The organism is Tenacibaculum sp. SG-28 (genome assembly GCF_002954385.1).
Taxonomy (GTDB): Bacteria; Bacteroidota; Bacteroidia; order Flavobacteriales; family Flavobacteriaceae; genus Polaribacter.
The window spans coordinates 45,342-67,271 of sequence record NZ_MQVY01000003.1 but is presented as its reverse complement, the minus strand read 5'-3'; the positions used below and the strand labels follow the sequence as shown (position 1 = coordinate 67,271).

Below are 21,930 nucleotides of genomic sequence, written 5' to 3'. Positions count from 1 at the left end.
TTTTATTATTTCTATTTTATTAATTATAAATGATATCCTCCTCAAGGTATCGTGAATGGTCTATTCTTGTTACATCCGCAATGAAAGCGTCAATTTGTTCTTTTGTTACATTTGGCATACAAATGATGTGCGTGATATCTTCTTCAGTTGCCAATTGCCATTTATTTTTAATTTCGTCGGGCATTTTAGGAAATACAACAGTAATTGCTCCAGGATTCGACCAGGCTTTTATGCCAATTTTTAGTAATTCTTGCTTGCAATATTTTGCAATCGCTACACTTTTCTCATACCGTTCTTGTAGTCCTTGTATCCCTATTTTTTGAATGGCATACCATAGAAATAATGGACTATGTCCGTTGCGCGAGCCTGTAATAGTTGTATCCAGCGATCCTATATAGGAAATACCTTTAGAAACTCGATCTCGGAGAGAGCGTTTGGTGATAACCACTCCTGCTGGTATTGGTGAGCCTATAAACTTATGTCCACTAATAGAAATACTGTCTGCACCATCCATAAAATCGAATGGGATTTTAGGGTTTACAAACGCACCAAAAGATCCTGCCAAGGCGCCGTCACAATGAATGTAATGGTCTTGTATCGCTAGTTTTTTTAGTATTTTTTTTACTTTAGAAACATCATCTTTTGCTTCCGTCATCGTTGTACCATAGGTAGTAAGAATAATAGCAGGCTTGTGTCGGTTAAATTTCAATGTTTCTTCTAAATCGGTATAGTCTATTTCTCCATTTTCTTGTGATCGGATCACGATACTAGGGATGTTTAACAAGTGTATGTTCTTTTTTACACTGTAGTGTGTAGATTCCGAATAGTATACCATGGCTTTTGGATACATTTCACGGGCAATATACAAACCGTATAAATTACTCTCGGATCCACCATTGGTTACGTAGCCCCAATAATCGTTTGGATTTGCTCTAAAAAGTTTTGCGAAAAAGTTAACCACTTCTTTTTCGATGTCATGCGTTTGTACTTTATAGGTGCTGCTCTCAAATGGGTCTCCTAAATTATTTATTGGATATTGTAAAAAGTCATATAATTCAGCGTAATTAAAATCTTTAGATACTGGATATCCTAAAAAAGATTCACTTGCTTTTTGCAGTTGCTGTAATAACTCGGTAAGACGTTCGGTATGCATGTTGTAGGATTAAATTTCCAAGAATTATTTATAGATGGCAAAATTATATTTTTTTAGATTATTTTCCCTTTAAATACTATAAATAAGTTTTTAAAACTAATTTTATGTAATTTTTAGTATTTTTGAACTATGTTATTATTTGGGTTTTATAGTTTTTAGAAAATACTTCTGTAATGGATGCTACGGATAAGAAAATATTAATGGAGTTACAGCACAACTCCAAGCAAAACATGAAAGAAATTGCCAATAAAGTGGGCTTGTCTGTGACACCTACTTACGAGCGCGTAAAAAAGTTAGAACAAAAAGGGGTTGTAAAAGACTATGTAGCACTTCTAAACAGAAATAGTATCGGCAAACAAATCATCGCATATTGTCAGGTGACTTTATTGCAACATCAAAAGATATTAATTGATAATTTTAAAGATACAATTTCAGTATTTACCGAGGTAATGGAGTGTCATCATGTTTCTGGTAATTTTGACTTTTTATTGAAAATAGCAGTAGATGACATGAATCACTTCCAACAATTTATCAATGAAAAGTTATCCGTAGTAGAGGGAATTTCTAACATCCATAGCTCTTTTGTTGTTAACTCCTTTAAAGAAAGTACGGCTTTTTATTTGGAATGATGTTTAGTTTGTAGTTTACGGTATTTCTCGAGGTAATTTCTAGTTGTTTTTTCTTATCCTGTATAATTTATATCCTAGAAAAAGTATGGTGGGAACAATAGCAAGTAATATGGGAACGTAATTAGTAACCAATGCGGCTGGTTGCAACAGTACTGCGATTACCATTCCACAAATAGCGCCCCCAAGGTGTGCTTCATGTCCAATGTTATCGTTACTCGATTTAATCCCGTATATGGTATACGAAATGTAAAGTAGTCCGAACAACCAACTTGGAATAGATATGGGAATAAATAAAATTCCAATTCCAATTCCTGGAAACAATGCAATAGCAGCAAAAATAACGCCACATACTGCACCTGATGCACCAACTGCACTGTAATGCATATCCGCTTTATGAATGGATAAGGCAAATAAATTACCCACAATTAAACTCACAAAATAGAGTAGGGTAAAGTTTAAGGAACCAAGATGGTTTTCTAATATTGCTCCAAAGGAATAAAAACTAAACATATTGAAGATTAAATGCGTCCAGTTTACATGCAAAAATCCGGAAGTTACAATACGCTTATAATCTTTTTGGGTTCGTATTGCACCAACCTGAAATTTATACTGATTAAAAAAATTCCAATCTTCAAATCCTTTGTAGGAAAATATAATATTTGCAAGTATTATTAGAATGCTTATGGTTCCTAACATCATAGTATTTTACTTTTAAATTGTTCTATAGCGATATAAAGGTAATTCATTTTTAAATATTCTTTGCGTTAATACAAACAAAAGACCGTTAAAAATTAATTTAACGGTCTTTAAACAAACAACTAAATTCTAAAACCTATATAAAAGTTGAAGAAAATTTTCTTCCGAAACTAGCCCATTGCATCACAAGCCAGTATCCGGAAAACTTTTAATCTAATTCTCTATGAATTAGAAGCAGTATTTATTTTCTGCTTTTAATTTTTCTGCAATGGTATTACGTAAAGCAACTACATTTGGGTAGTTGGTGTATTTTGTAAATCGTTTTAGTCCCATTAACATCATTCTTTGCTCGTCTCCTTCTGCAAAAGAAATAATTCCTTCTTTAGCGCTGTTAGAGATGATATCTACGGCATTATATAAGTATAATTTAGCCATGGCAATCTGTTCTTTTTGAGCATCTTCACCGAATCGCTTCGCATTTTTCTCAGTTCTCAAAATTGTAGACTCTGCCATATAAATTTCGATTAATATATCGGAAGCAGCCGTCAATAACTGTTGGTGTTTTTCTAAATCTGGTCCAAATTTTTGAATTGCAGATCCAGCAACCATTAAGAATACTTTTTTAAGTTTTCCGAGGATTGCTTTTTCTTCTGAAAACAATTCCGAAAAGTCTGGAGTGTCAAAAGAAGGAATTCCCATCAATTCATCTGCTACTTTCATAGCAGGGTTTAATAGGTCTACGTGTCCTTTCATTGCTTTTTTAACTAGCATTCCAACAGAAAGCATTCTGTTAATTTCGTTGGTTCCTTCATAGATACGTGCAATTCTCGCATCTCTCCATGCAGATTCCATTGGTGTTTCTTCAGAGAATCCCATACCTCCAAATACCTGAATTCCTTCATCGGCACAGTTTTGTACATCTTCCGATACTGCTACTTTAAGAATAGAACATTCAATAGCGTATTCTTCCACGCCTTTTAGCTCTGCTTCTTGGTGTGTATTACCCTCCGATTCACGAATGGCAATTCTGTCTTCAATATTCTTTGCAGCTCTGTACGAAGCAGATTCTCCAGCATAGGCACTTGTAGCCATTTCCGCTAGTTTTGCTTTGATAGCGCCAAATTCGCCAATCGGTGTTTTGAATTGTTTACGCTCGTTGGCGTATTTTACAGCTTCTGTAATAATTCTTCGTTGTGAGTCTAAACATGCAGCCGCTAATTTGATACGTCCAACATTAAGGGCATTCATGGCAATTTTAAATCCACCACCGCGCTCAGACAACATGTTTTCAACAGGAATTAACGTGTCGTTAAAGAATACCTGACGCGTTGAAGAAGCACGGATACCTAATTTGTGTTCTTCTTCACCAAGAGTTACCCCATTAGGATTGTTCTTGTCGTATTCTAAAATAAATCCTGTAATATTCTTGTCGTTCTCTATACGAGCAAATACGATGAATACCTCTGCAAATCCTGCATTAGATATCCACATTTTTTGTCCGTTAATTTTATAGTGTTTTCCGTCTTCTGTTAATTCTGCAGTTGTTTTTCCAGAATTTGCATCCGAACCTGCACCAGGCTCCGTTAAACAGTAGGCACCAAATCTTTCTCCAGTAGCTAAGGCAGGAACAAATTTTTGTTTTTGCTCTTCGGTACCGTATAATGTTATTGGCATTGTACCAATTCCGGTATGTGCTCCGAAGGCAGTACTAAAAGACCCCGTTCCGCTGGAAATATAGTCACAAGTTAACATGGTTGATACAAAACTCATTCCAAGACCACCATATGCCTCTGGTACTGCAACGCCCAAGAACCCTAATTCTCCAGCTTTACGCATAGTTTCCTCTGTTAAGGCATAATCTTTTGCCTCAAACCTGTGTTTGTGTGGAATAATTTCACGGTCATTGAACTCAATTACCGCATCTTTCATCATCGTTTGTTCCTCCGAAAAATCTTCAGGAGTGAATATGTCTTCGCAATTTGTTTCTTTTACCAGGAACTGTCCTCCTCGTAAAATGTCTGCTTTTGTTGTTAATTCTGACATGTTGTTGTTTTTTTTGTTACTTTAAAAATTCAAAAATTCCTGCGGCACCTTGTCCAGTACCAACACACATAGTTACCATTCCGTATTTATTATTCATGTCACGTTTGCGCATCTCATCGAATAATTGAACAGATAATTTAGCTCCTGTACATCCTAATGGGTGTCCTAATGCAATAGCACCACCATTAACGTTAATTATATCTGGATTTAAATCAAGCTCTCTAATTACTGCTAGAGATTGTGAAGCAAAGGCTTCGTTCAACTCGATTAAATCAATATCACTTTGTTTTAAATTTGCTTGTTTTAATGCTTTAGGGATAGCAGCAACTGGTCCTATTCCCATAATACGTGGAGGAACCCCGGCAGCAGCATAGCTCACCATTCTTGCAATTGGCTCAAGATTTAATTCTTTTACCATATCTTCACTCATTACCAAAACAAAAGCAGCACCGTCACTTGTTTGCGAGGAGTTACCAGCAGTTACCGATCCGTTGGCAGCAAATACGGCACGGAGTTTCGCTAATGCCTCTTTGGTAGTTCCACGACGTGGGCCTTCATCTTTTGTTACCGTGTAAGAACGAGTTGCTTTCTTTCCGTTGGCATCAATATAGGTTTCTGCAACGTCAATAGGTGCAATTTGATCTTGAAAACGATTCTCATCCAACGCTCGTAACGCTTTCATATGCGATTCGTATGCAAATGCATCTTGGTCTTCACGCGACACCTTATATTTTTGCGCAACTGCCTCCGCAGTATTACCCATTCCCCAGTAATAATCTTCATGACCCGCCTTAACAATATCATAACTCAATTCTGGTTTAAAACCGGTCATAGGAACAGAACTCATACTTTCTGTACCTCCAGCAATAACACAGCTTGCCATACCTGATTGTATCTTAGCGACAGCCATTCCAATCGTTTCTAATCCAGAAGAACAAAAGCGATTTACAGTAACTCCAGGCACATCTACTGAATCTAATCCGATTAACGAAATGATTCGTGCCATGTTTAATCCTTGAGAGCCTTCTGGCATTGCATTTCCAACAATTACATCATCGATTCGCGTTACGTCAAATTCTGGTAACTCTTTCATCATGTATTGGATGGTTTCTGCAGCTAGTTCATCCGCTCTTTTAAATCTGAACACACCCTTTTTAGATTTCCCTACGGCGGTTCTATATCCTTTTACTATATATGCTGTTTTCATTCTTTTAGTTTCTTAATGGTTTACCAGTTTTTAACATGTGTTGGATACGCTCTAATGTTTTGCGCTCTGTTGTTAAACTTAAGAAAGCCTCACGTTCAAGGTCTAATAAATACTGTTCAGAAACTCGTGTTGGTTCTGATAAGTCTCCTCCAGCCATTACATATGCTAGTTTGTTTGCGATTTTTTGATCGTGTTCAGAAATGTATTTAGAAGCGTTCATTGAATCCGTTCCTACTAAGAACATTCCTAATGCTTGTTTTCCAAGTGCCAATACATCTTTCCTTTTTACAGGTTGGGTGTAGCCAGCCTCGGCAAGAAGTACCGCGTGTTTTTTAGCTTCTGCAATCTGACGGTCTCTGTTTACCACAACAACGTCTTTCCCTTTTTGTAAAAGATTAAAATCGAAAGCCTCGTAGGCTGAGGTTGCTACTTTAGCCATTCCTATGGTTAAAAAGTGTTCTTGAAGAACGTTAAGTTGCACATCTCCTCGTTGGAATAAATCTTGAGCGCGTAGTGTCATTTCCTTAGATCCTCCACCACCTGGAATAACCCCAACTCCAAACTCTACTAAACCAATATACGTTTCTGCTGCTGCAACAACTTTATCTGCATGAAGGGATAATTCACATCCACCACCTAGTGCCATTCCGTGCGGTGCAGCAATAGTTGGTATAGCCGAATAACGCATGCGCATCATGGTATCTTGGAAATATTTGATAGCCATGTTAAGCTCGTCATATTCTTGCTCTACTGCCATCATGAAAATCATTCCGATGTTTGCTCCAACAGAGAAGTTTGTTCCTTGGTTACCAATAACTAAGCCTTGGAAATCTTTTTCTGCTAAATCTACCGCTTTATTTAAACCGGCCAATACATCGCCACCAATGGTATTCATTTTTGATTGGAACTCACAGTTTAGAATCCCATCACCTAAATCTTCAATAACTACCCCAGAGTTTTTAAATACCTCTTTTGTCTTTCTGATATTGTCTAGAATAATGAAGGAATCTTGCCCTGGCTTTTTCACTTGCTTTTTAGCAGGAACATCGTAATAATACGTAGCTCCATCGTTAACGGTATAAAAAGAAGTAGAACCGTTTGCAAGCATTTCAGTTACCCAAGCAGCAGGTTCTTTTCCTTCTGCTTTCATAAGTGCTATACCTTTTTCAACACCAACAGCATCCCATATTTCGAATGGTCCGTTTTCCCATCCAAAACCTGCTTTCATGGCATCATCAATTCGGTAAAGCTCGTCTGAAATTTCTGGGATTCTATTTTGTACATAGGCAAACATGGCGGCAAAATTCTTACGATAAAATTCTCCAGCTTTGTCTTTTCCGCTCACTAAAACCTTAAAGCGGTCTATTGGTTTGTCTATGTTTTTTGTTAATTCAAGTGTGGCGAATTTAGCACGTTTTTTAGATCGATACTCCATGGTATCTAGGTCTAGGGATAGAATTTCCTTTTTGCCCTCTGCGGTAACTGATTTTTTGTAAAACCCTTGTTTTGTTTTACTTCCTAACCATTTGTTTTCCATCATGGTATTGATGAAATCTGGTAATTTGAATAAATCATGTGCTTCATCCTCTGGGCAATTTTGGTAAATACCGTTTGCCACGTGTACTAAGGTATCTAAACCAACTACATCAACGGTTCGGAAAGTCGCAGATTTTGGACGTCCGATTACCGGACCTGTTAATTTGTCAACCTCTTCAATAGTTAAACCCAATTCTTTTACTTGGTGAAATAGAGATTGAATACCAAAAATACCAATTCTATTTCCGATAAAAGCAGGAGTATCTTTTGCTAAAACAGAAGTTTTACCTAAAAATTTAGATCCGTATTCCATTAAAAAGTCCGTTACCTCTTGCTTACAATCCGGTCCGGGAACTACTTCAAATAATTTTAAATATCTTGGCGGATTAAAGAAGTGGGTAACAGCAAAATGCTGGCGAAAATCTTCGCTTCTACCTTCATTCATGAATTGAATTGGAATTCCAGAGGTGTTCGAAGAGATAATAGTACCAGGAGTGCGGTATTGTTCTATTTTTTCAAAAACACTTTGTTTGATGTCTAATCGCTCTACAACAACTTCCATAACCCAATCTACGTCTTTTATTAGGTGTAAATCATCGTCAATATTTCCTGTTGTGATTCGTTCTGCAAACTTCTTACTATAAATTGGGGAAGGTTTAGACTTTAAAGAGGCTGCTAAGGCATCGTTTACAAGACGATTACGAACTACCTTATCCTCTAATGTTAATCCTTTTGCCTTTTCTTTGTCGTTAAGTTCGCGTGGAATAATATCTAATAATAAAACTTCAACGCCAATATTGGCAAAATGACATGCAATACCCGAACCCATTATTCCAGATCCGATGATTGCTATTTTTTTTATTCTTCGTGTCATTTTTTTATTTGTTTTTAGTCATTTTTGTTAACGTTATCGTAAATCAATTTATCCGTAATCAATTTATTGATCGTGGTGGTTACCTTTAAAAAGGCATCTATTTCACTATCGGAGATAAACTCTCTAACCTTGTTATTAAATTGATAAACGTGTCCTTTGGATACTTCTCGCATTTCTTTGCCATATTCTGTCAATTTAATGATCACACTTCTCCCATCATTTGGGTTTTTCTCTCTGCAAATAACACCTTTATCTTCCATCGTTTTTAATAGTCTAGATAGGCTTGTTGGTTCCATTCCCATTAATGGTCCTAAAGAGGTAGATGGTGTTCCTTGCTCAAAATCAATATTAAGTAGAGCGAAAGCCATGGCCATAGTACTATTATGCTTCGCTGCTTGCTCGTTATACATCTTCGCAACAGCTTGCCAAGTTGCTCTTAATTGGTGATCTATCGACTTAACTTTATCCATATGGGTCAAATATATAAAAATATACTATGCACGCATAACATTTCTGAAAAAATTATGCGTGCATAGTATATTTTTGCATTTTTTAGGAAAAACACTCCTTTTAAATTTTACTATTGTGTTTTATCATTTTTAGATATTTCTATTTCGTATGGTGTTATGTAAGTACTTGTATTTTACAAGAGAATTAGATAAACTTGTTTAAGTATAATCTCTTCTGTATTTTCGCATTACTTAAAAAAAGTCAATGAAAAATTTACTTGAAATTAATAATGTAGTAAAACGTTATGGCGATTTTACGGCACTCAATAATGTGTCTATGCATATTCCAAAAGGAAGTGTGTTTGGACTTTTAGGACCTAATGGAGCTGGAAAAACCTCTTTGATCCGAATTATCAACCAAATCACAATGCCTGACAGTGGATCCGTTCTACTAGACGGTGAACCTCTGGCACCGCACCATGTTGAATACATAGGATATCTTCCAGAAGAACGCGGTTTGTATAAAAGTATGAAGGTTGGTGAACAAGCGTTATATCTTGCCCAGTTAAAGGGTCTGTCTAAGGCAGAGGCTAAAAGGCGTTTAAAATATTGGTTTGATAAGTTTGATATTGGAGCCTGGTGGGATAAAAAAATTGAGGAACTTTCTAAGGGAATGGCCCAAAAAGTGCAGTTTATTGTTACGGTTTTACACCAACCAAAACTTTTAATATTTGACGAACCATTTTCAGGGTTTGATCCTATTAATGCACAAATTATAGCTAAGGAAATCCTTCAATTAAGAGACGAAGGAGCAACTATAATTTTTTCTACTCATAGAATGGAAAGCGTAGAAGAGATGTGTGATTATATAGCGTTGATAAATAAGTCTAATAAAATTTTAGATGGGAAATTACTAGATATCAAACGAGAATTCAGAACGAATACCTTTCAAGTTGGTATTAATACCGATACTCCTGAGGAGGTAGCGGCTACGTTACACGAAAATTTTGCTGTTTCTCCAGCGGATTTTTCCCTTTTAAACGAAGGTTTAAGTTTGCATGTAAAATTAGAAAACGGTACCTCACCAAATGAATTATTAGGATATCTAACCAGTAAAGGGGAGGTACAACATTTTGTGGAGTTGGTTCCTAGTGCCAACGATATTTTTATCCAAGCAGTGCAGAAAAACAGTTAAGATGATGAAAAAGTTACGATTAATTATAGAACGAGAATTTATTGCAAAAGTTAGAAACAAGTCTTTCATTGTAATGACTTTTTTAAGTCCTGTTATTTTGGTTGGAATGGGATTTTTAATTTTCTTTTTGATGCAGAAGAATGATGAGAAGGTCAAGAATATAGCTTATGTGGATGAATCTGGGTTTTTGGCCAACGATTTATTTGTAGATTCTAAAACGGTAAAATACCAAGATTTTACAAGTTTAGGGCTTGAAGTTTCCAAGGAAAAAGTAGAAAATGGTGATTTTTATGGCGTCTTATTCATTCCGCAAAAAGATAGTTTGGAAGTTTTGGCAAATTCTATTGAATTCTATTCTAAAGATTCACCAAGCATGTCTATCATTAGTTCTTTGGAAAATAAAATAGATAAAAAAATTCAGAATGAAAAGCTGTCGAGTTTTGGGATTGATTTGGCTAAAATTAAGGCTTCCAAAATAGCTTCTGATATTAAAATGTATAATTTTTCAGGCGAGAAATCCTCTAAGTTAAGGAATGGTCTGAAAATAGCTGTGGGTGCCATAGCAGGATATCTACTAATGATGTTTGTGATGATTTATGGAACCTCTGTAATGAGGAGTGTAATTGAAGAAAAGACAACAAGAATTATTGAGGTTATTGTTTCTTCTGTAAAACCATTTCAATTGATGATGGGAAAAATTATCGGGAATGCATCAGCAGGATTATTACAATTCTTTATTTGGGGTATTTTACTGGCTGTTTTTGGTGTAATTGTTTCTTCTCTTCTCGGTGTAAGTATGGTAGAGATGCAATCTGCTAAAGTTACACCGGAGCAAATGGAAGCAATGCAGCAGGCTGCAGGAGGTAAAGGAGAAATGCTACTGCAAGAATTTTTTCAACTACCGTTAGTAACGCTTTTCTTCCTCTTTATCTTTTACTTTTTAGGAGGCTATATGCTCTATAGTTCTCTTTTTGCAGCTGTAGGTGCTGCCGTAGATAACGAAACCGATACCCAACAGTTTATGATGCCTATAATGTTGCCACTTATCTTAGCCGTTTACGTTGGTTTTGCTACGGTTATTAATGACCCGCATGGGCCAATATCGGTTATTTTTTCCTATATACCGTTAACCTCTCCAATTGTAATGCTGATGCGCGTACCTTTTGGTGTTGCCTGGTGGGAAATTGCAGTTTCCATGACCTTGCTAGTGCTAACCTTTTTACTTTTTGTTTGGGTAGCAGCGAAGATATATCGTGTTGGAATATTGATGTATGGGAAGAAACCATCTTACAAGGATCTTTGGAAATGGATTCGCTACAGTGGATAAAGTTTTGAAAAGCAACTAGGTATTAGTTGCTTTTTTTTGTTACCGGGAAGCTAGTATAAGTAAGTTAGGGGAGTAAGGTCGAACTTTACTGTGCGCTATTGTTAACTGCACTACTACAGATACTATTCCTTTTTTTAAATTTAGGTTTGTATTTTATTTAGTAATTTGGTCGGAATAACAACGTGAGTTTTTGCTATATGGGAATATCCAATAGTATGGCACGAAGTATGATAAGTTTAAACGAATAGATGTTCTATGTAAAAAGATAAAATAAGTGATACATGAGTAAAATTTTATTAATTGAAGACGAGGCAGCGATTCGAAGAGTTTTGAAAAAAATTATTTCCGAAGAGAGTACTTCTTATGAGGTAGAGGAAGCGGAAGACGGTTTAGTTGGTCTCGAAATGATTAAAAACAACGATTACGATTTGGTTTTGTGCGACATTAAAATGCCTAACTAGACGGTGTTGAGGTTTTGGAAAAAGTTAAAAAATTAAAGCCAGAGATTCCCATGGTAATGATTTCTGGCCATGGAGACCTTGATACTGCAGTAAATACTATGCGTTTAGGTGCCTTTGATTATATTTCAAAACCACCTGATTTGAATCGCTTATTAAACACCGTTCGTAACGCTTTGGATAGAAAAGAGCTTGTTGTTGAAAACAAACGATTGAAAAAGAAGGTTTCGAAAAACAACCAAATGATAGGAGAGAGTGCACCGATTCAGCATATTAAAAATATTATTGAAAAGGTTGCGGACACCGATGCAAGAGTTTTAATAACCGGACCTAATGGTACGGGTAAGGAGTTGGTAGCCCACTGGCTACACGAAAAATCTAGTAGAGCAAAAGCACCAATGATAGAGGTTAATTGTGCCGCTATTCCAGCAGAATTGATAGAGAGTGAATTATTTGGTCATGTAAAAGGGAGTTTTACCGGTGCTAATAAAGATAGAGCAGGAAAATTTGAAGCAGCAAATGGCGGCACTATTTTTTAGATGAAATAGGAGACATGAGTTTGTCTGCGCAAGCAAAAGTACTGCGAGCATTACAAGAGAATAAAATTTCTAGAGTTGGTTCTGACAAGGATATTAAGGTAAATGTTCGCGTAGTGGCCGCTACCAATAAAAGCCTTAAAAAAGAGATTGAAGAGGGTAGGTTTCGAGAAGATTTATACCACCGTCTAGCGGTAATATTAATTCAAGTTCCTGCCTTAAATGATAGGAGAGAAGATATACCATTGTTAGTGCAATTCTTTGCCGATAAAATTGCAAATGAACAAGGAAACCCCGTCAAAGAATTTTCAGAGGATGCCATAAAATTATTGCAACAATACGATTGGACAGGAAATATTCGAGAGTTACGTAATGTTGTAGAACGTTTGATTATTTTGGGAGAACGTATTGTTTCCGAAAATGACATTAAACTTTTTGCTAATAAGTAAAACAAAAAACACGAAAATTATACGTGTAATTTTCGTGTTTTTTTCAGCGACAACTTTTTCATTAAAAGCGATCTAGATTCATCACTTTTACCCATGCTTTAACGAAGTCGTTTAAGAATTTGAGAGCCCCATCATTACTAGCGTATACCTCCGCTAACGCTCGCAATTCTGAATTCGATCCAAAGATTAAATCTACCCTAGAACCTTTCCATTTTACTTTCCCGTTTGAGGAATCACTACCTTCAAAAATCTCTTTGGAATCGTCTGTTGGAGTCCAGGAAATGTTTGGGTGCAATAGGTTGGTGAAAAAATCATTGGTTAAATGCCCTGGATTTTCTGTAAATACACCAAGCGAAGAGTTGTCATAATTGGTACCTAATACTCGCATACCGCCTATCAAGACCGTCATTTCCGGTGCTGTTAGGGTAAGTAGTTGCGATTTATCCAACAATAATTCTTCCGCTTTTGCTTTATAAAAAGATTTCTTGTAGTTTCTAAAGCCATCTGCTACTGGTTCTAGCACGGCAAAAGAGGTAATATCTGTTTTTTCTTGGCTTGTGTCATTTCTACCTGGAGTAAAAGGAACCGATATTTCTGTACCTGCAGCAGCTGCAGCTTTTTCTATTGCCGCAGCACCCCCGAGAACGATTAGATCCGCTAATGATATTTTTTTAGTACCGCTTTGCGATGCGTTGAATTCTTCTTTTACAGTCGAGAGAACTCCCAAAACATGGGACAGCTGAGTAGGATTGTTTACATCCCAAAATTTTTGTGGAGATAATTGAATTCGCCCACCATTGGCACCACCTCTTTTATCGGAGTTTCTGAATGTAGAGGCACTTGCCCAAGCAGTGCTTACCAAATCAGAAATACTTAGATTACTATCTAAAATTTTATTTTTGAGCAGTACAATATCTTGGTCTTCAACTAATGTATAGTTTATTGCCGGAATTGGATCCTGCCATATTAATTCCTCCTCAGGTACTTCATTACCCAGATATAATTTTTTTGGGCCCATGTCTCGATGGGTCAATTTAAACCAAGCACGTGCAAAGGCATCCGCAAAAACCTCAGGGTTTTCATGAAACCTTTTCGATATTGGCGCATAAATAGGGTCTAGTTTTAAGGCCATATCTGCCGTTGTCATCATGAGCTCTTGTGTTTTGGATGCATCGTGTGCTTGTGGTGCTTTTTGGGCATTTGACGCAGCAGTCGGTTTCCATTGATACGCGCCAGCTGGGCTCTTTGTAAGTTCCCATTCATAACCAAATAAAACGTCAAAATATTCGTTGTTCCACTCGGTCGGAGAAGGAGTCCAAGCTCCTTCAATTCCACTGGTAATGGTGTCGTTTCCTTTACCACTTCCAAAGGAATTCATCCACCCTAATCCTTGGTCTTCAATATTGGCTCCTTCTGGTTCGCGTCCGACGTATTTATCCGGATCTGCGGCTCCATGTGCTTTTCCGAAAGTATGACCTCCTGCCACTAGCGCAACAGTTTCTTCATCATTCATAGCCATACGTCCGAAAGTTTCACGAATATCTTTCCCAGAAGCGAGAGGGTCGGGAGTACCGTTAGGACCTTCTGGATTTACATAAATTAATCCCATTTGTACAGCACCCAATGGATTTTCTAAACTTCTTTCTCCGGTATATCGGTTATCGCCCAACCAAGTTGTTTCTGGTCCCCAGTAAATATCATCTTCTGGTTCCCAGGTATCTGCTCTACCACCACCAAAGCCAAATGTTTTAAATCCCATCGTTTCTAAGGCTCTATTTCCTGCGTATATCATGAGGTCGGCCCAAGACAATTTTTGGCCATATTTCTGTTTGATAGGCCATAAAAGCCTACGTGCTTTGTCTAAGTTACCATTGTCTGGCCAACTATTTAATGGCGCAAATCTTTGGCTTCCTGCGCCACCACCACCTCTTCCATCATGAATGCGATAGGTTCCTGCACTATGCCATGCCATACGGATAAAAAACGGACCGTAATGGCCGTAATCTGCAGGCCACCAATCTTGAGAATCGGTCATCATCGCATCAATGTCTTTGGCTAATTCCTTTAAATCAAGTTTAAGAAACTCCGCTGCGTAATTAAAGTTTTCCTTCATGGGGTTAGACAAGGATGAATGCTGCCTAAGAATATTCAATTTTAATTGATTTGGCCACCATTCTCTGTTAGAGATTCCTTCTCCAGCACCATGATAAAGTTGTCCGTTTGAAAATGGGCACTTCCCATTTTTTGTAACATTTGCGGTATTAACATCTTTCATATTTTGCTGTTTTTGAAACTTTTGTCTTCTAATTTACAAAAAAGCAATGAATATTTTTTATCTATAGTTTCTATGTGGCTATAATATTTGATTATGTTGTAGCGTGTAAATGGGATTAAAAACGTGATTTTTTAGCGCTATTAGAATTCGTTATGTTGTTGTTTTTTTAGTATTGAAAATTTCTATTAAACTATAAGTAAATAAATTTAAAATTGATGCGCTATATCTAAGAAAGAAAATATTTTTGTATCTGTTTTTAAAGAACACTAATAAATTATTAATTTAAAAAAAATAAAAAAGATGGCTACATTAGTAGGTAAAAAATTTCCAAACTTAAACGTTGATGCTATGAATGAAATGGGAGATACGTTTAAAGTAAATGTGTTAGAAGAAGCTGTAAAAAATAATAAAAAAGTGATTTTATTTTGGTATCCAAAAGATTTTACTTTTGTATGTCCTACAGAATTACACGCTTTCCAAGAAGCTTTACCAGAATTTGAGAAAAGAAATACGGTTGTTATTGGAGCATCATGTGATACTCCAGAGGTGCACTTTGCATGGTTAAGCCAGTCTAAAGATAACGGAGGTATTGAAGGAGTTACATATCCTTTATTAGCGGATAGTAACCGAAACCTATCTTCTATTTTAGGTATATTAGATATTGCAAACGAGACCTACGACGAAGCAACTGGTACTGTACAAGTAGAAGGAGATAACGTTACCTATAGAGCAACCTTTATCATTGATGAGGAAGGTACTGTGTTCCACGAAGGAATTAACCACATGCCGGTAGGTAGAAATGTAAACGAGTATTTACGTTTAATCGACGCGTATACTCATGTGCAAACTAATGGTGAGGTTTGTCCTGCAAACTGGGAAGAAGGAAAAGAAGCGATGCAACCAAATGCAAAAGCAACTGCTGAGTATTTAGCAGTAAACTAATATTTATTTGTTCATGCTTTACACCACAAGTAAAGCATGAACATGTTTAAAAATACTACCTAGAATTTCACTATCGTTCCGATAGTTATTTTTGTGAATTTTAACAATTAATAGTGATGGTAAAAGAATTAAATCAAGACAATTTATCTGAAATTGTTGCGGAAAATAAAAAAGTTGTAGTTCAGTATTCCGCTACCTGGTGTGGAAACTGTAGAATTATGAAGCCTAAATTTAAAAAATTAGCTTCTGAAAACGAAGACGTTTCTTTCTTGATGGTTGATGCCGAAAAATATCCAGAAAGTAGAAAGCTGGCTTCCGTAAATAATTTACCTACGTTTGCCACATTCGTAGACGGTAAATTTGTGAATCAGACCCAAACGAATAAGTTTGAGGTTCTAAAGGAGTTGGTTAACGAAGTAGTTTAATTTATGAAATTACCGGTAATAAAACATTTAACCTCTTTTATAGAGGAAAATGATCAGGATTATATTTTAGAAACCATAGAGACCCTAGAGGCACTAACAGAAGTTCCATCGCTTAAAGATGAGGAGTTAGATGTTATTGGTGAGCTGATTTCTAATATGTACGGAGCAATCGAAGTACAAAAAATGATTAAAGAAGGAACTCCTCCTAAAGAGGCTTTAAACGGCTTTATGAAGCGAGTTCTAGGGGCAATAGATTCTTAAAAACCGAAATTTTTTCGGTTTTTTTATTTAGGTACTACCTATTGCCAAAGTAAAATCTAGATATTCAATATACAGTCTATGAATAGTTATGCATCTGGGCTTCCATAATGTACTATAGTTGGCAAACCAATAAATGACAATTCGATAATTAATGTGGTTTTCGTTTTGAAGTAACTAGGGAATAATCGCATACTCCTTTGTCGTTTCACTTTCTTATTTTTTTTGGAAATAGTTTCGTTACAAATACATCAAAAACTACTTTAATCACTTAGATTTCCGAAGGAAAATAATAGTTGAAACAAGTTTATTCCTTTACTTTGTTTTTGGTATCATTTGCTTTTTTTATAATCGCTTCCAAACGTTCTTTGTTCCGTAGTTTTTCCGTTCGAATTTTAGCAGCTTTCTGTTTCATTAGCTTGCTGTTTTTCGACTTATTTAGGGTATTCTTTTCTTTTCCTTTTTTAGCCATGATTTCTTTTTTTAAGCAGTAATAATCCCAAGAAGGTTATGCCTCCATTAAGGATAAGAATAAAGAATTCAAAGTTGAAATTGTAGTAAGTACTCGTGTACCAATTGATACCAAATGACAAAAAAGGAGCTATAATACATACGTATGGAACTAAACGGTCTCTTACTTTCCATTTGGTAAATAAACCGAAAGCATATAAACCTAATAAAGGGCCATAGGTATATCCTGCAAATTGAAATATCTTGGCAATGACACTAGCATCTTGAATAAAATATTTAAAAATTAGTATCGTAGCGATTAACACTAGTGAAAAAATTATGTGAATTTTTTTTCTAATCTTCTCTTGGGATTTTGCATTTTTTTTGTCGATTTCTAGAATGTCAATACTAAAAGAGGTCGTCAGGGAAGTCAAGGCGCTATCCGCACTAGAATAGGCCGCAGCAATGAGGCCAAGTAAAAAGAAGAGCGAGGTTGCAATTCCTAAATTTCCTTGCATTGCAATTTTTGGAAATAATTCATCTTTATGTGCCTCTATTCCAATTGCACCTGCATAATCGGTGAGTAAAATTCCTAATGCTAAAAAGAAAAAGTTAACAACCACTAAAACAACAGTAAACCAAAACATGTTTTTTGTGCGTCTTTTAGGTTTCTACACGTCAAGTTTTTCTGCATCATATCTTGGTCTAGACCCGTCATCACGATGGCAATAAAAGCACCCGATAAAAATCGGTTCCAAAAGTAATTTCCGGCTTTAAAGTCATCCCAAAAAAATATTTTTGAGAGTTTATTTTCGCTAATGTAGGAAAATAGATTTTCTATTTGTAAAGCATCTTTTATCATCACAATACACACGCCAACTGCTAGCAGCATAAACAGTGTTTGTAGGGTGTCTGTCCATACGATTGTTTTTATGCCTCCTTTGAAGGTGTATAACCAAATTAATAAAATAGTTATGGTTACCGTAATCCAAAATGGAATACCGTAGGCATCGAATAGAATCAGTTGTAAAACATTAGCGACGAGAAATAAACGAAAGGAGGCACCTATAGTTCTTGATAGCAAAAAGAAAGAAGCCCCAGTCTTGTAGGAAAATCGGCCAAATCTAGTATCTAAATAGGTGTATATGGATGTGAGGTTTAGTTTGTAGTAGAGTGGAAGCAATACTAATCCGATTACCGCATATCCAAGAACATAACCTAATACCATTTGCATATAGCTCATCTGTTGGCCTTCCACCCATCCAGGAACAGAAATAAAGGTGACCCCAGATAGAGAAGCTCCAATCATGCCAAATGCCACCAAATACCACGGAGAACTATTATTAGCTTTAAAAAAAGTGTTGTTATTGGCAGATTTACTCGTTGTGTACGATATTAAAATTAAAACACTGAAATATCCTAAGATGAGTAAAATAATGTGTACTGGTTGCATATATTAAATTGCGAATTAGGAATACGAATGTACTAATAAAGTGCTTAGATTCAAAAGCATTCCTAACTCGTAATTTAAATTAAGTTATAGCTCAATTACCATATCTTGGGTTTGCTTTCTCACCTTTTTTAGGTCTTTCATAAAGTCATCCTCTGCTCTATAACCTACAGGTAAGACTAAAACTGAAGTTAAGTTATGTTTTTCAAGCCCAAGAATTTCGTCGTATTTTTCAGGGATAAAACCTTCCATCGGACAGGTATCTATTTTTTCATTTGCAGCTACTGTCATCAAATTACCGAGTGCTATATAGGCCTGATTCTTCATCCATTGGTGTAATTCGTCTTCTGTTTTCTGTGCAATAGAATCCGTTAGCATTTCTTTAAATGGATTAATTATTTCGTCTGGGGTTTGTCGTATCTTCTTTACCAGATGAAAGTAATTTTCAACATCTTCCGAGGTTATTTTTTTGGGAATAGCAATAACAAATAAATGCGATGCTTGCCCAACTTGTTGCTGGTTCCACGAGTGCGAAACCAATTCTTCTTGTAGGGCTTTATTTTTAGTTATTATTAGTTTAATGGTCTGAAGTCCATAGGAAGTAGCGGTAAGATTAAAGGCTTCTTTTAAGGTTTCTATTTGGTCTTCAGACAGTAGTTTATTCGAATCAAATTTTTTAACGGCGTATCGCATTTTAAACTTTCAATACTATTATTCATGTGGTGTTTTATTTATCTACACAAAAATACTGTGATAATGCAGAAATACATTCATTTCACTATTAGTATATTTAATAGTGCTATAAATTTTTATGAAGAGCCGCAGTCTTGCCAATAACTGTACCTTTTTGGCTGCTATTGGAAACAGCTGGAATTTACGAAATTGCAAACACTAAAAAAGAATATAGAAATGCTTTAATCGTCCTACAAAGTACTGTTGTAGAGCGAATGTATATCCCACACGTCACATTCGGAAGTAATTGGTTTTAAAGGTATTGGAGAGTATATTTTTTTTAGAAAAGCAAAAGGTCCTCGTTGCGTTGAGGACCTTTGTCTTTTAGTATAGACTTTTAAATCGTATCGGATCTGCTTCGTGCATAATATCGTATACCTTTTCAAAAATATCCTCAGCAGATGGCTTTGAAAAATAATCTCCATCGGTTCCGTATGCGGGGCGATGTGCTTTGGAAGTAAGCGTTGCTGGTTTACTGTCTAGGAATTGGTATCCGTTTTGAGTTTCTAGTATTTCTTGTAAAAGGTAGGCTGAAGCTCCTCCTGGAACATCTTCGTCTACCACAAGTAGCCTATTCGTTTTCATTAAGGATGCAACGGTATCGTGGTTAGTGTCAAAAGGAAGTAAACTTTGTACATCTATTACTTCGGCATAAATTCCAACCTGTGCTAAATCTTTAACTGCCTCGCTAACAATTCTCAGGGTAGACCCATAAGAAACGATAGTGATATCCGATCCTTCTTGTATAGTTTCAACAACCCCTATAGGTGTTTTAAATTCACCGAGATTGGTAGGAAGTGCTTCTTTTAAACGATATCCATTTAAACATTCTACCACCAATGCAGGATCATCTCCTTCTAGTAAAGTATTATAAAATCCTGCCGCCTTGGTCATGTTTCTTGGAACTAATACATGAATACCTCTAAGGTTATTAATGATACCGCCCATCGGAGAACCGGCATGCCAAATCCCTTCCAAACGGTGCCCTCTTGTTCTTATGATTAAAGGTGCTTTTTGTTTGCCAAATGTTCGATATCTTAGGGTAGCTAAATCATCACTCATTATTTGCAGTGCGTATAATAAGTAGTCTAAATATTGAATCTCAGCAATTGGTCTTAAGCCTCGCATTGCCATCCCAATACCTTGGCCTATTATGGTAGCTTCTCTAATTCCGGTATCAGAAACACGCAATTCTCCATATTTTTCTTGTAATCCCTCCAATCCTTGATTTACATCTCCGATGTAACCGGCATCTTCCCCGAATATCAATACTTCTGGATGTTTCTTCAAAATAGCATCAAAATTATCCCGCATAATTATTCTGGCATCTACTATTTTGGACTCCCCTTCAAATTCAGGAACACTTTCCGTTACGTTAGAAGGTGTATGAGCTGTTTCACTCAACAAATGAGATGAGTATTTTGAATAGGCATCTTTTAGATTATCTTTAATAAAATCTTGAAGTGCAATTTTTGCTGCAGAATCTTCATCTTTTACATAACGTAATGCTTTTCTAACAGCAACGAGAATATCTTTGCGAATCGGTTCTTTTATGTTTTCTAAATCGTTTTTTAGTTTGGTAATAAAAGATCCATTATTACTAGTTTTTGCGCAGGTTTCTAACAATTGAATTCCGGCTTTCGCAACGGTTTTAATCTCTCCGGTAACGGCAGCCCAAGCATCTCTTTTTGCTTTACTAACCTCTTTTTTAACCTCTTTTTCGATTTGCAATAACGCTTCCTCCGAATCTACAAACTTTAAAATTTCTCCATCTTCATCCTGCAATTCAAAACCTAATATCCACTTTCGCATCTGGGCGATACAATCAAAATCTCTTTCCCATTGCAGACGTTCTTTCGATTTATAACGCTCGTGTGAACCAGAGGTAGAGTGCCCTTGTGGTTGTGTTAATTCTTTAACGTGAATTAAAACAGGAACGTGTTTTTCTCTTGCAATTTTAGCAGCTTTTGCATAGGTGTCTATTAATTGTACGTAATCCCAACCATTAATAACGAAAATTTCATATCCTTCGTTCTTCTCGTCTCTTTGGAACCCCTTTAAAATTTCAGAAATGCTCTCTTTCGTGGTTTGGTGTTTTGCGTGCACTGAAATTCCATATTCATCGTCCCAAACACTCATTACCATTGGAACCTGTAATACACCAGCTGCGTTAATGGTTTCAAAAAATAACCCTTCACTTGTACTTGCGTTTCCAATAGTTCCCCAAGCAACCTCGTTTCCTTTATTCGAAAAGTTAGTGTGCTGGTTTAATTCTGAAACATTTCTGTATATTTTCGATGCTTGTGCTAAACCTAGTAATCTCGGCATTTGTCCTGCTGTAGGAGAAATGTCTGAAGATGAGTTTTTTTGTGTAGTTAAATTTTTCCAATCGCCATTTTCGTCTAAGGAATGTGTAGCAAAGTGACCTCCCATCTGTCTTCCCGCAGACATAGGATCTACGGTAATGTCAGGGTGTGCATACAATCCTGCAAAAAATTGTTGTGCTGAAAGCTCTCCAATTGCCATCATAAAGGTCTGATCGCGGTAATAACCGGATCTGAAGTCTCCATTTTGGAAGGCTTTTGCCATTGCTAGCTGTGGCACTTCTTTTCCATCACCAAAAATTCCAAACTTAGCTTTACCAGTTAAAACCTCTCTCCGTCCTAAAAGACTACATTCTCTGCTGATACGAGCAATTCTATAATCTTGTAGAACTTCGTTTCTAAAATCGTTGAAAGATATTTTATGCGTATGTATAGCCTCAGAATTTTCTGTCATGTTTGTAAAATTTAGTTGTGGTGCAAAGATAGTTTTTTTAATTGAATTTTAAAAATCATTCTTTTTGT

General features: G+C 36.2%; 17 protein-coding genes and 2 pseudogenes. 8 read left to right on the top strand and 11 right to left on the bottom strand.

Annotated elements, in window-relative coordinates; translation table 11 throughout:
- Positions 1–19 precede the first annotated feature (19 nt).
- The gene (locus tag BSU00_RS08475; protein WP_105003995.1) at positions 20–1,153 is read right to left on the bottom strand and encodes a histidine decarboxylase; all 1,134 of its coding nucleotides are present in this window, start codon (positions 1,151–1,153) and stop codon (positions 20–22) included.
- A gap of 173 nt (positions 1,154–1,326) precedes the next feature.
- Here BSU00_RS08475 and BSU00_RS08470 point away from each other — a divergent pair, with 173 nt between their 5' ends.
- The gene (locus BSU00_RS08470; protein ID WP_105003994.1) at positions 1,327–1,782 is read left to right on the top strand and encodes an Lrp/AsnC family transcriptional regulator; all 456 of its coding nucleotides are present in this window, start codon (positions 1,327–1,329) and stop codon (positions 1,780–1,782) included.
- A gap of 39 nt (positions 1,783–1,821) precedes the next feature.
- Here the strand turns inward: BSU00_RS08470 and BSU00_RS08465 are convergent, their stop codons facing one another.
- The 5 genes from BSU00_RS08465 to BSU00_RS08445 all read right to left on the bottom strand — a co-directional run bounded on the left by BSU00_RS08465 (position 1,822) and on the right by BSU00_RS08445 (position 8,608).
- Positions 1,822–2,481 carry a rhomboid family intramembrane serine protease gene (locus tag BSU00_RS08465; RefSeq protein ID WP_105003993.1) on the bottom strand — a complete coding sequence of 220 codons (660 nt, stop codon included), beginning with the start codon at positions 2,479–2,481 and terminating at the stop codon, positions 1,822–1,824.
- Positions 2,482–2,706: 225 nt separating this feature from the next.
- Entirely contained in the window at positions 2,707–4,521 is a 1,815-nt protein-coding gene (locus BSU00_RS08460; RefSeq protein WP_105003992.1) for an acyl-CoA dehydrogenase family protein, read from the bottom strand.
- Positions 4,522–4,537: 16 nt separating this feature from the next.
- Entirely contained in the window at positions 4,538–5,728 is a 1,191-nt protein-coding gene (locus BSU00_RS08455) for an acetyl-CoA C-acyltransferase (RefSeq protein ID WP_105003991.1), read from the bottom strand.
- Between the two features lie 4 nt (positions 5,729–5,732).
- Positions 5,733–8,138, bottom strand: a complete 2,406-nt coding sequence (locus BSU00_RS08450) for a 3-hydroxyacyl-CoA dehydrogenase/enoyl-CoA hydratase family protein (RefSeq protein WP_105003990.1) — start codon at positions 8,136–8,138, stop codon at positions 5,733–5,735.
- A 14-nt stretch (positions 8,139–8,152) separates the two neighbouring features.
- Entirely contained in the window at positions 8,153–8,608 is a 456-nt protein-coding gene (locus BSU00_RS08445) for a MarR family winged helix-turn-helix transcriptional regulator (protein WP_105003989.1), read from the bottom strand.
- A gap of 244 nt (positions 8,609–8,852) precedes the next feature.
- On the opposite strand from BSU00_RS08445, the gene BSU00_RS08440 reads away from it, so the two are divergent.
- From BSU00_RS08440 to BSU00_RS08430, 3 genes and pseudogenes are all read left to right on the top strand, one after another.
- Positions 8,853–9,782, top strand: coding sequence for an ABC transporter ATP-binding protein (locus BSU00_RS08440; RefSeq protein WP_105003988.1), 930 nt, complete (start codon positions 8,853–8,855; stop codon positions 9,780–9,782).
- Position 9,783: 1 nt separating this feature from the next.
- Positions 9,784–11,109: an ABC transporter permease gene (locus BSU00_RS08435; RefSeq protein ID WP_369820309.1), complete on the top strand. Its 1,326-nt coding sequence runs from the start codon at positions 9,784–9,786 to the stop codon at positions 11,107–11,109.
- A 281-nt stretch (positions 11,110–11,390) separates the two neighbouring features.
- Positions 11,391–12,552 (top strand): annotated as a pseudogene (locus tag BSU00_RS08430) (sigma-54-dependent transcriptional regulator).
- A gap of 61 nt (positions 12,553–12,613) precedes the next feature.
- Here BSU00_RS08430 and katG read toward each other — a convergent pair.
- On the bottom strand, positions 12,614–14,827 hold the full coding sequence (gene katG / locus BSU00_RS08425) for a catalase/peroxidase HPI (protein ID WP_105003987.1): 2,214 nt from the start codon (positions 14,825–14,827) through the stop codon (positions 12,614–12,616).
- Between the two features lie 300 nt (positions 14,828–15,127).
- Here katG and BSU00_RS08420 point away from each other — a divergent pair, with 300 nt between their 5' ends.
- The 3 genes from BSU00_RS08420 to BSU00_RS08410 all read left to right on the top strand — a co-directional run bounded on the left by BSU00_RS08420 (position 15,128) and on the right by BSU00_RS08410 (position 16,455).
- Entirely contained in the window at positions 15,128–15,769 is a 642-nt protein-coding gene (locus BSU00_RS08420) for a peroxiredoxin (protein ID WP_105003986.1), read from the top strand.
- A gap of 116 nt (positions 15,770–15,885) precedes the next feature.
- Positions 15,886–16,194: a co-chaperone YbbN gene (locus tag BSU00_RS08415; protein WP_105003985.1), complete on the top strand. Its 309-nt coding sequence runs from the start codon at positions 15,886–15,888 to the stop codon at positions 16,192–16,194.
- A 3-nt stretch (positions 16,195–16,197) separates the two neighbouring features.
- On the top strand, positions 16,198–16,455 hold the full coding sequence (locus BSU00_RS08410; protein ID WP_105003984.1) for a hypothetical protein: 258 nt from the start codon (positions 16,198–16,200) through the stop codon (positions 16,453–16,455).
- A gap of 304 nt (positions 16,456–16,759) precedes the next feature.
- Here BSU00_RS08410 and BSU00_RS13005 read toward each other — a convergent pair whose 3' ends face one another.
- From BSU00_RS13005 to BSU00_RS08400, 3 genes and pseudogenes are all read right to left on the bottom strand, one after another.
- Positions 16,760–16,924 (bottom strand): hypothetical protein, encoded by a 165-nt coding sequence (locus BSU00_RS13005; RefSeq protein ID WP_199176777.1) that lies wholly within the window; start codon positions 16,922–16,924, stop codon positions 16,760–16,762.
- Positions 16,917–18,355, bottom strand: a pseudogene (locus tag BSU00_RS08405) (sodium:solute symporter). The gene BSU00_RS13005 and the pseudogene BSU00_RS08405 overlap by 8 nt, the downstream one beginning before the upstream one ends.
- Before the next feature lie 84 nt (positions 18,356–18,439).
- Positions 18,440–19,045, bottom strand: a complete 606-nt coding sequence (locus BSU00_RS08400) for an NAD(P)H-dependent oxidoreductase (RefSeq protein ID WP_105003983.1) — start codon at positions 19,043–19,045, stop codon at positions 18,440–18,442.
- Between the two features lie 134 nt (positions 19,046–19,179).
- Between BSU00_RS08400 and BSU00_RS12925 the strand changes: the two genes are divergently transcribed.
- The gene (locus BSU00_RS12925) at positions 19,180–19,341 is read left to right on the top strand and encodes a hypothetical protein (RefSeq protein WP_158254411.1); all 162 of its coding nucleotides are present in this window, start codon (positions 19,180–19,182) and stop codon (positions 19,339–19,341) included.
- Positions 19,342–19,408: 67 nt separating this feature from the next.
- Here the strand turns inward: BSU00_RS12925 and BSU00_RS08395 are convergent, their stop codons facing one another.
- Complete coding sequence (locus tag BSU00_RS08395; protein ID WP_105003982.1) at positions 19,409–21,862, bottom strand: thiamine pyrophosphate-dependent enzyme; 2,454 nt, start codon at positions 21,860–21,862, stop codon at positions 19,409–19,411.
- Positions 21,863–21,930 lie beyond the last annotated feature (68 nt).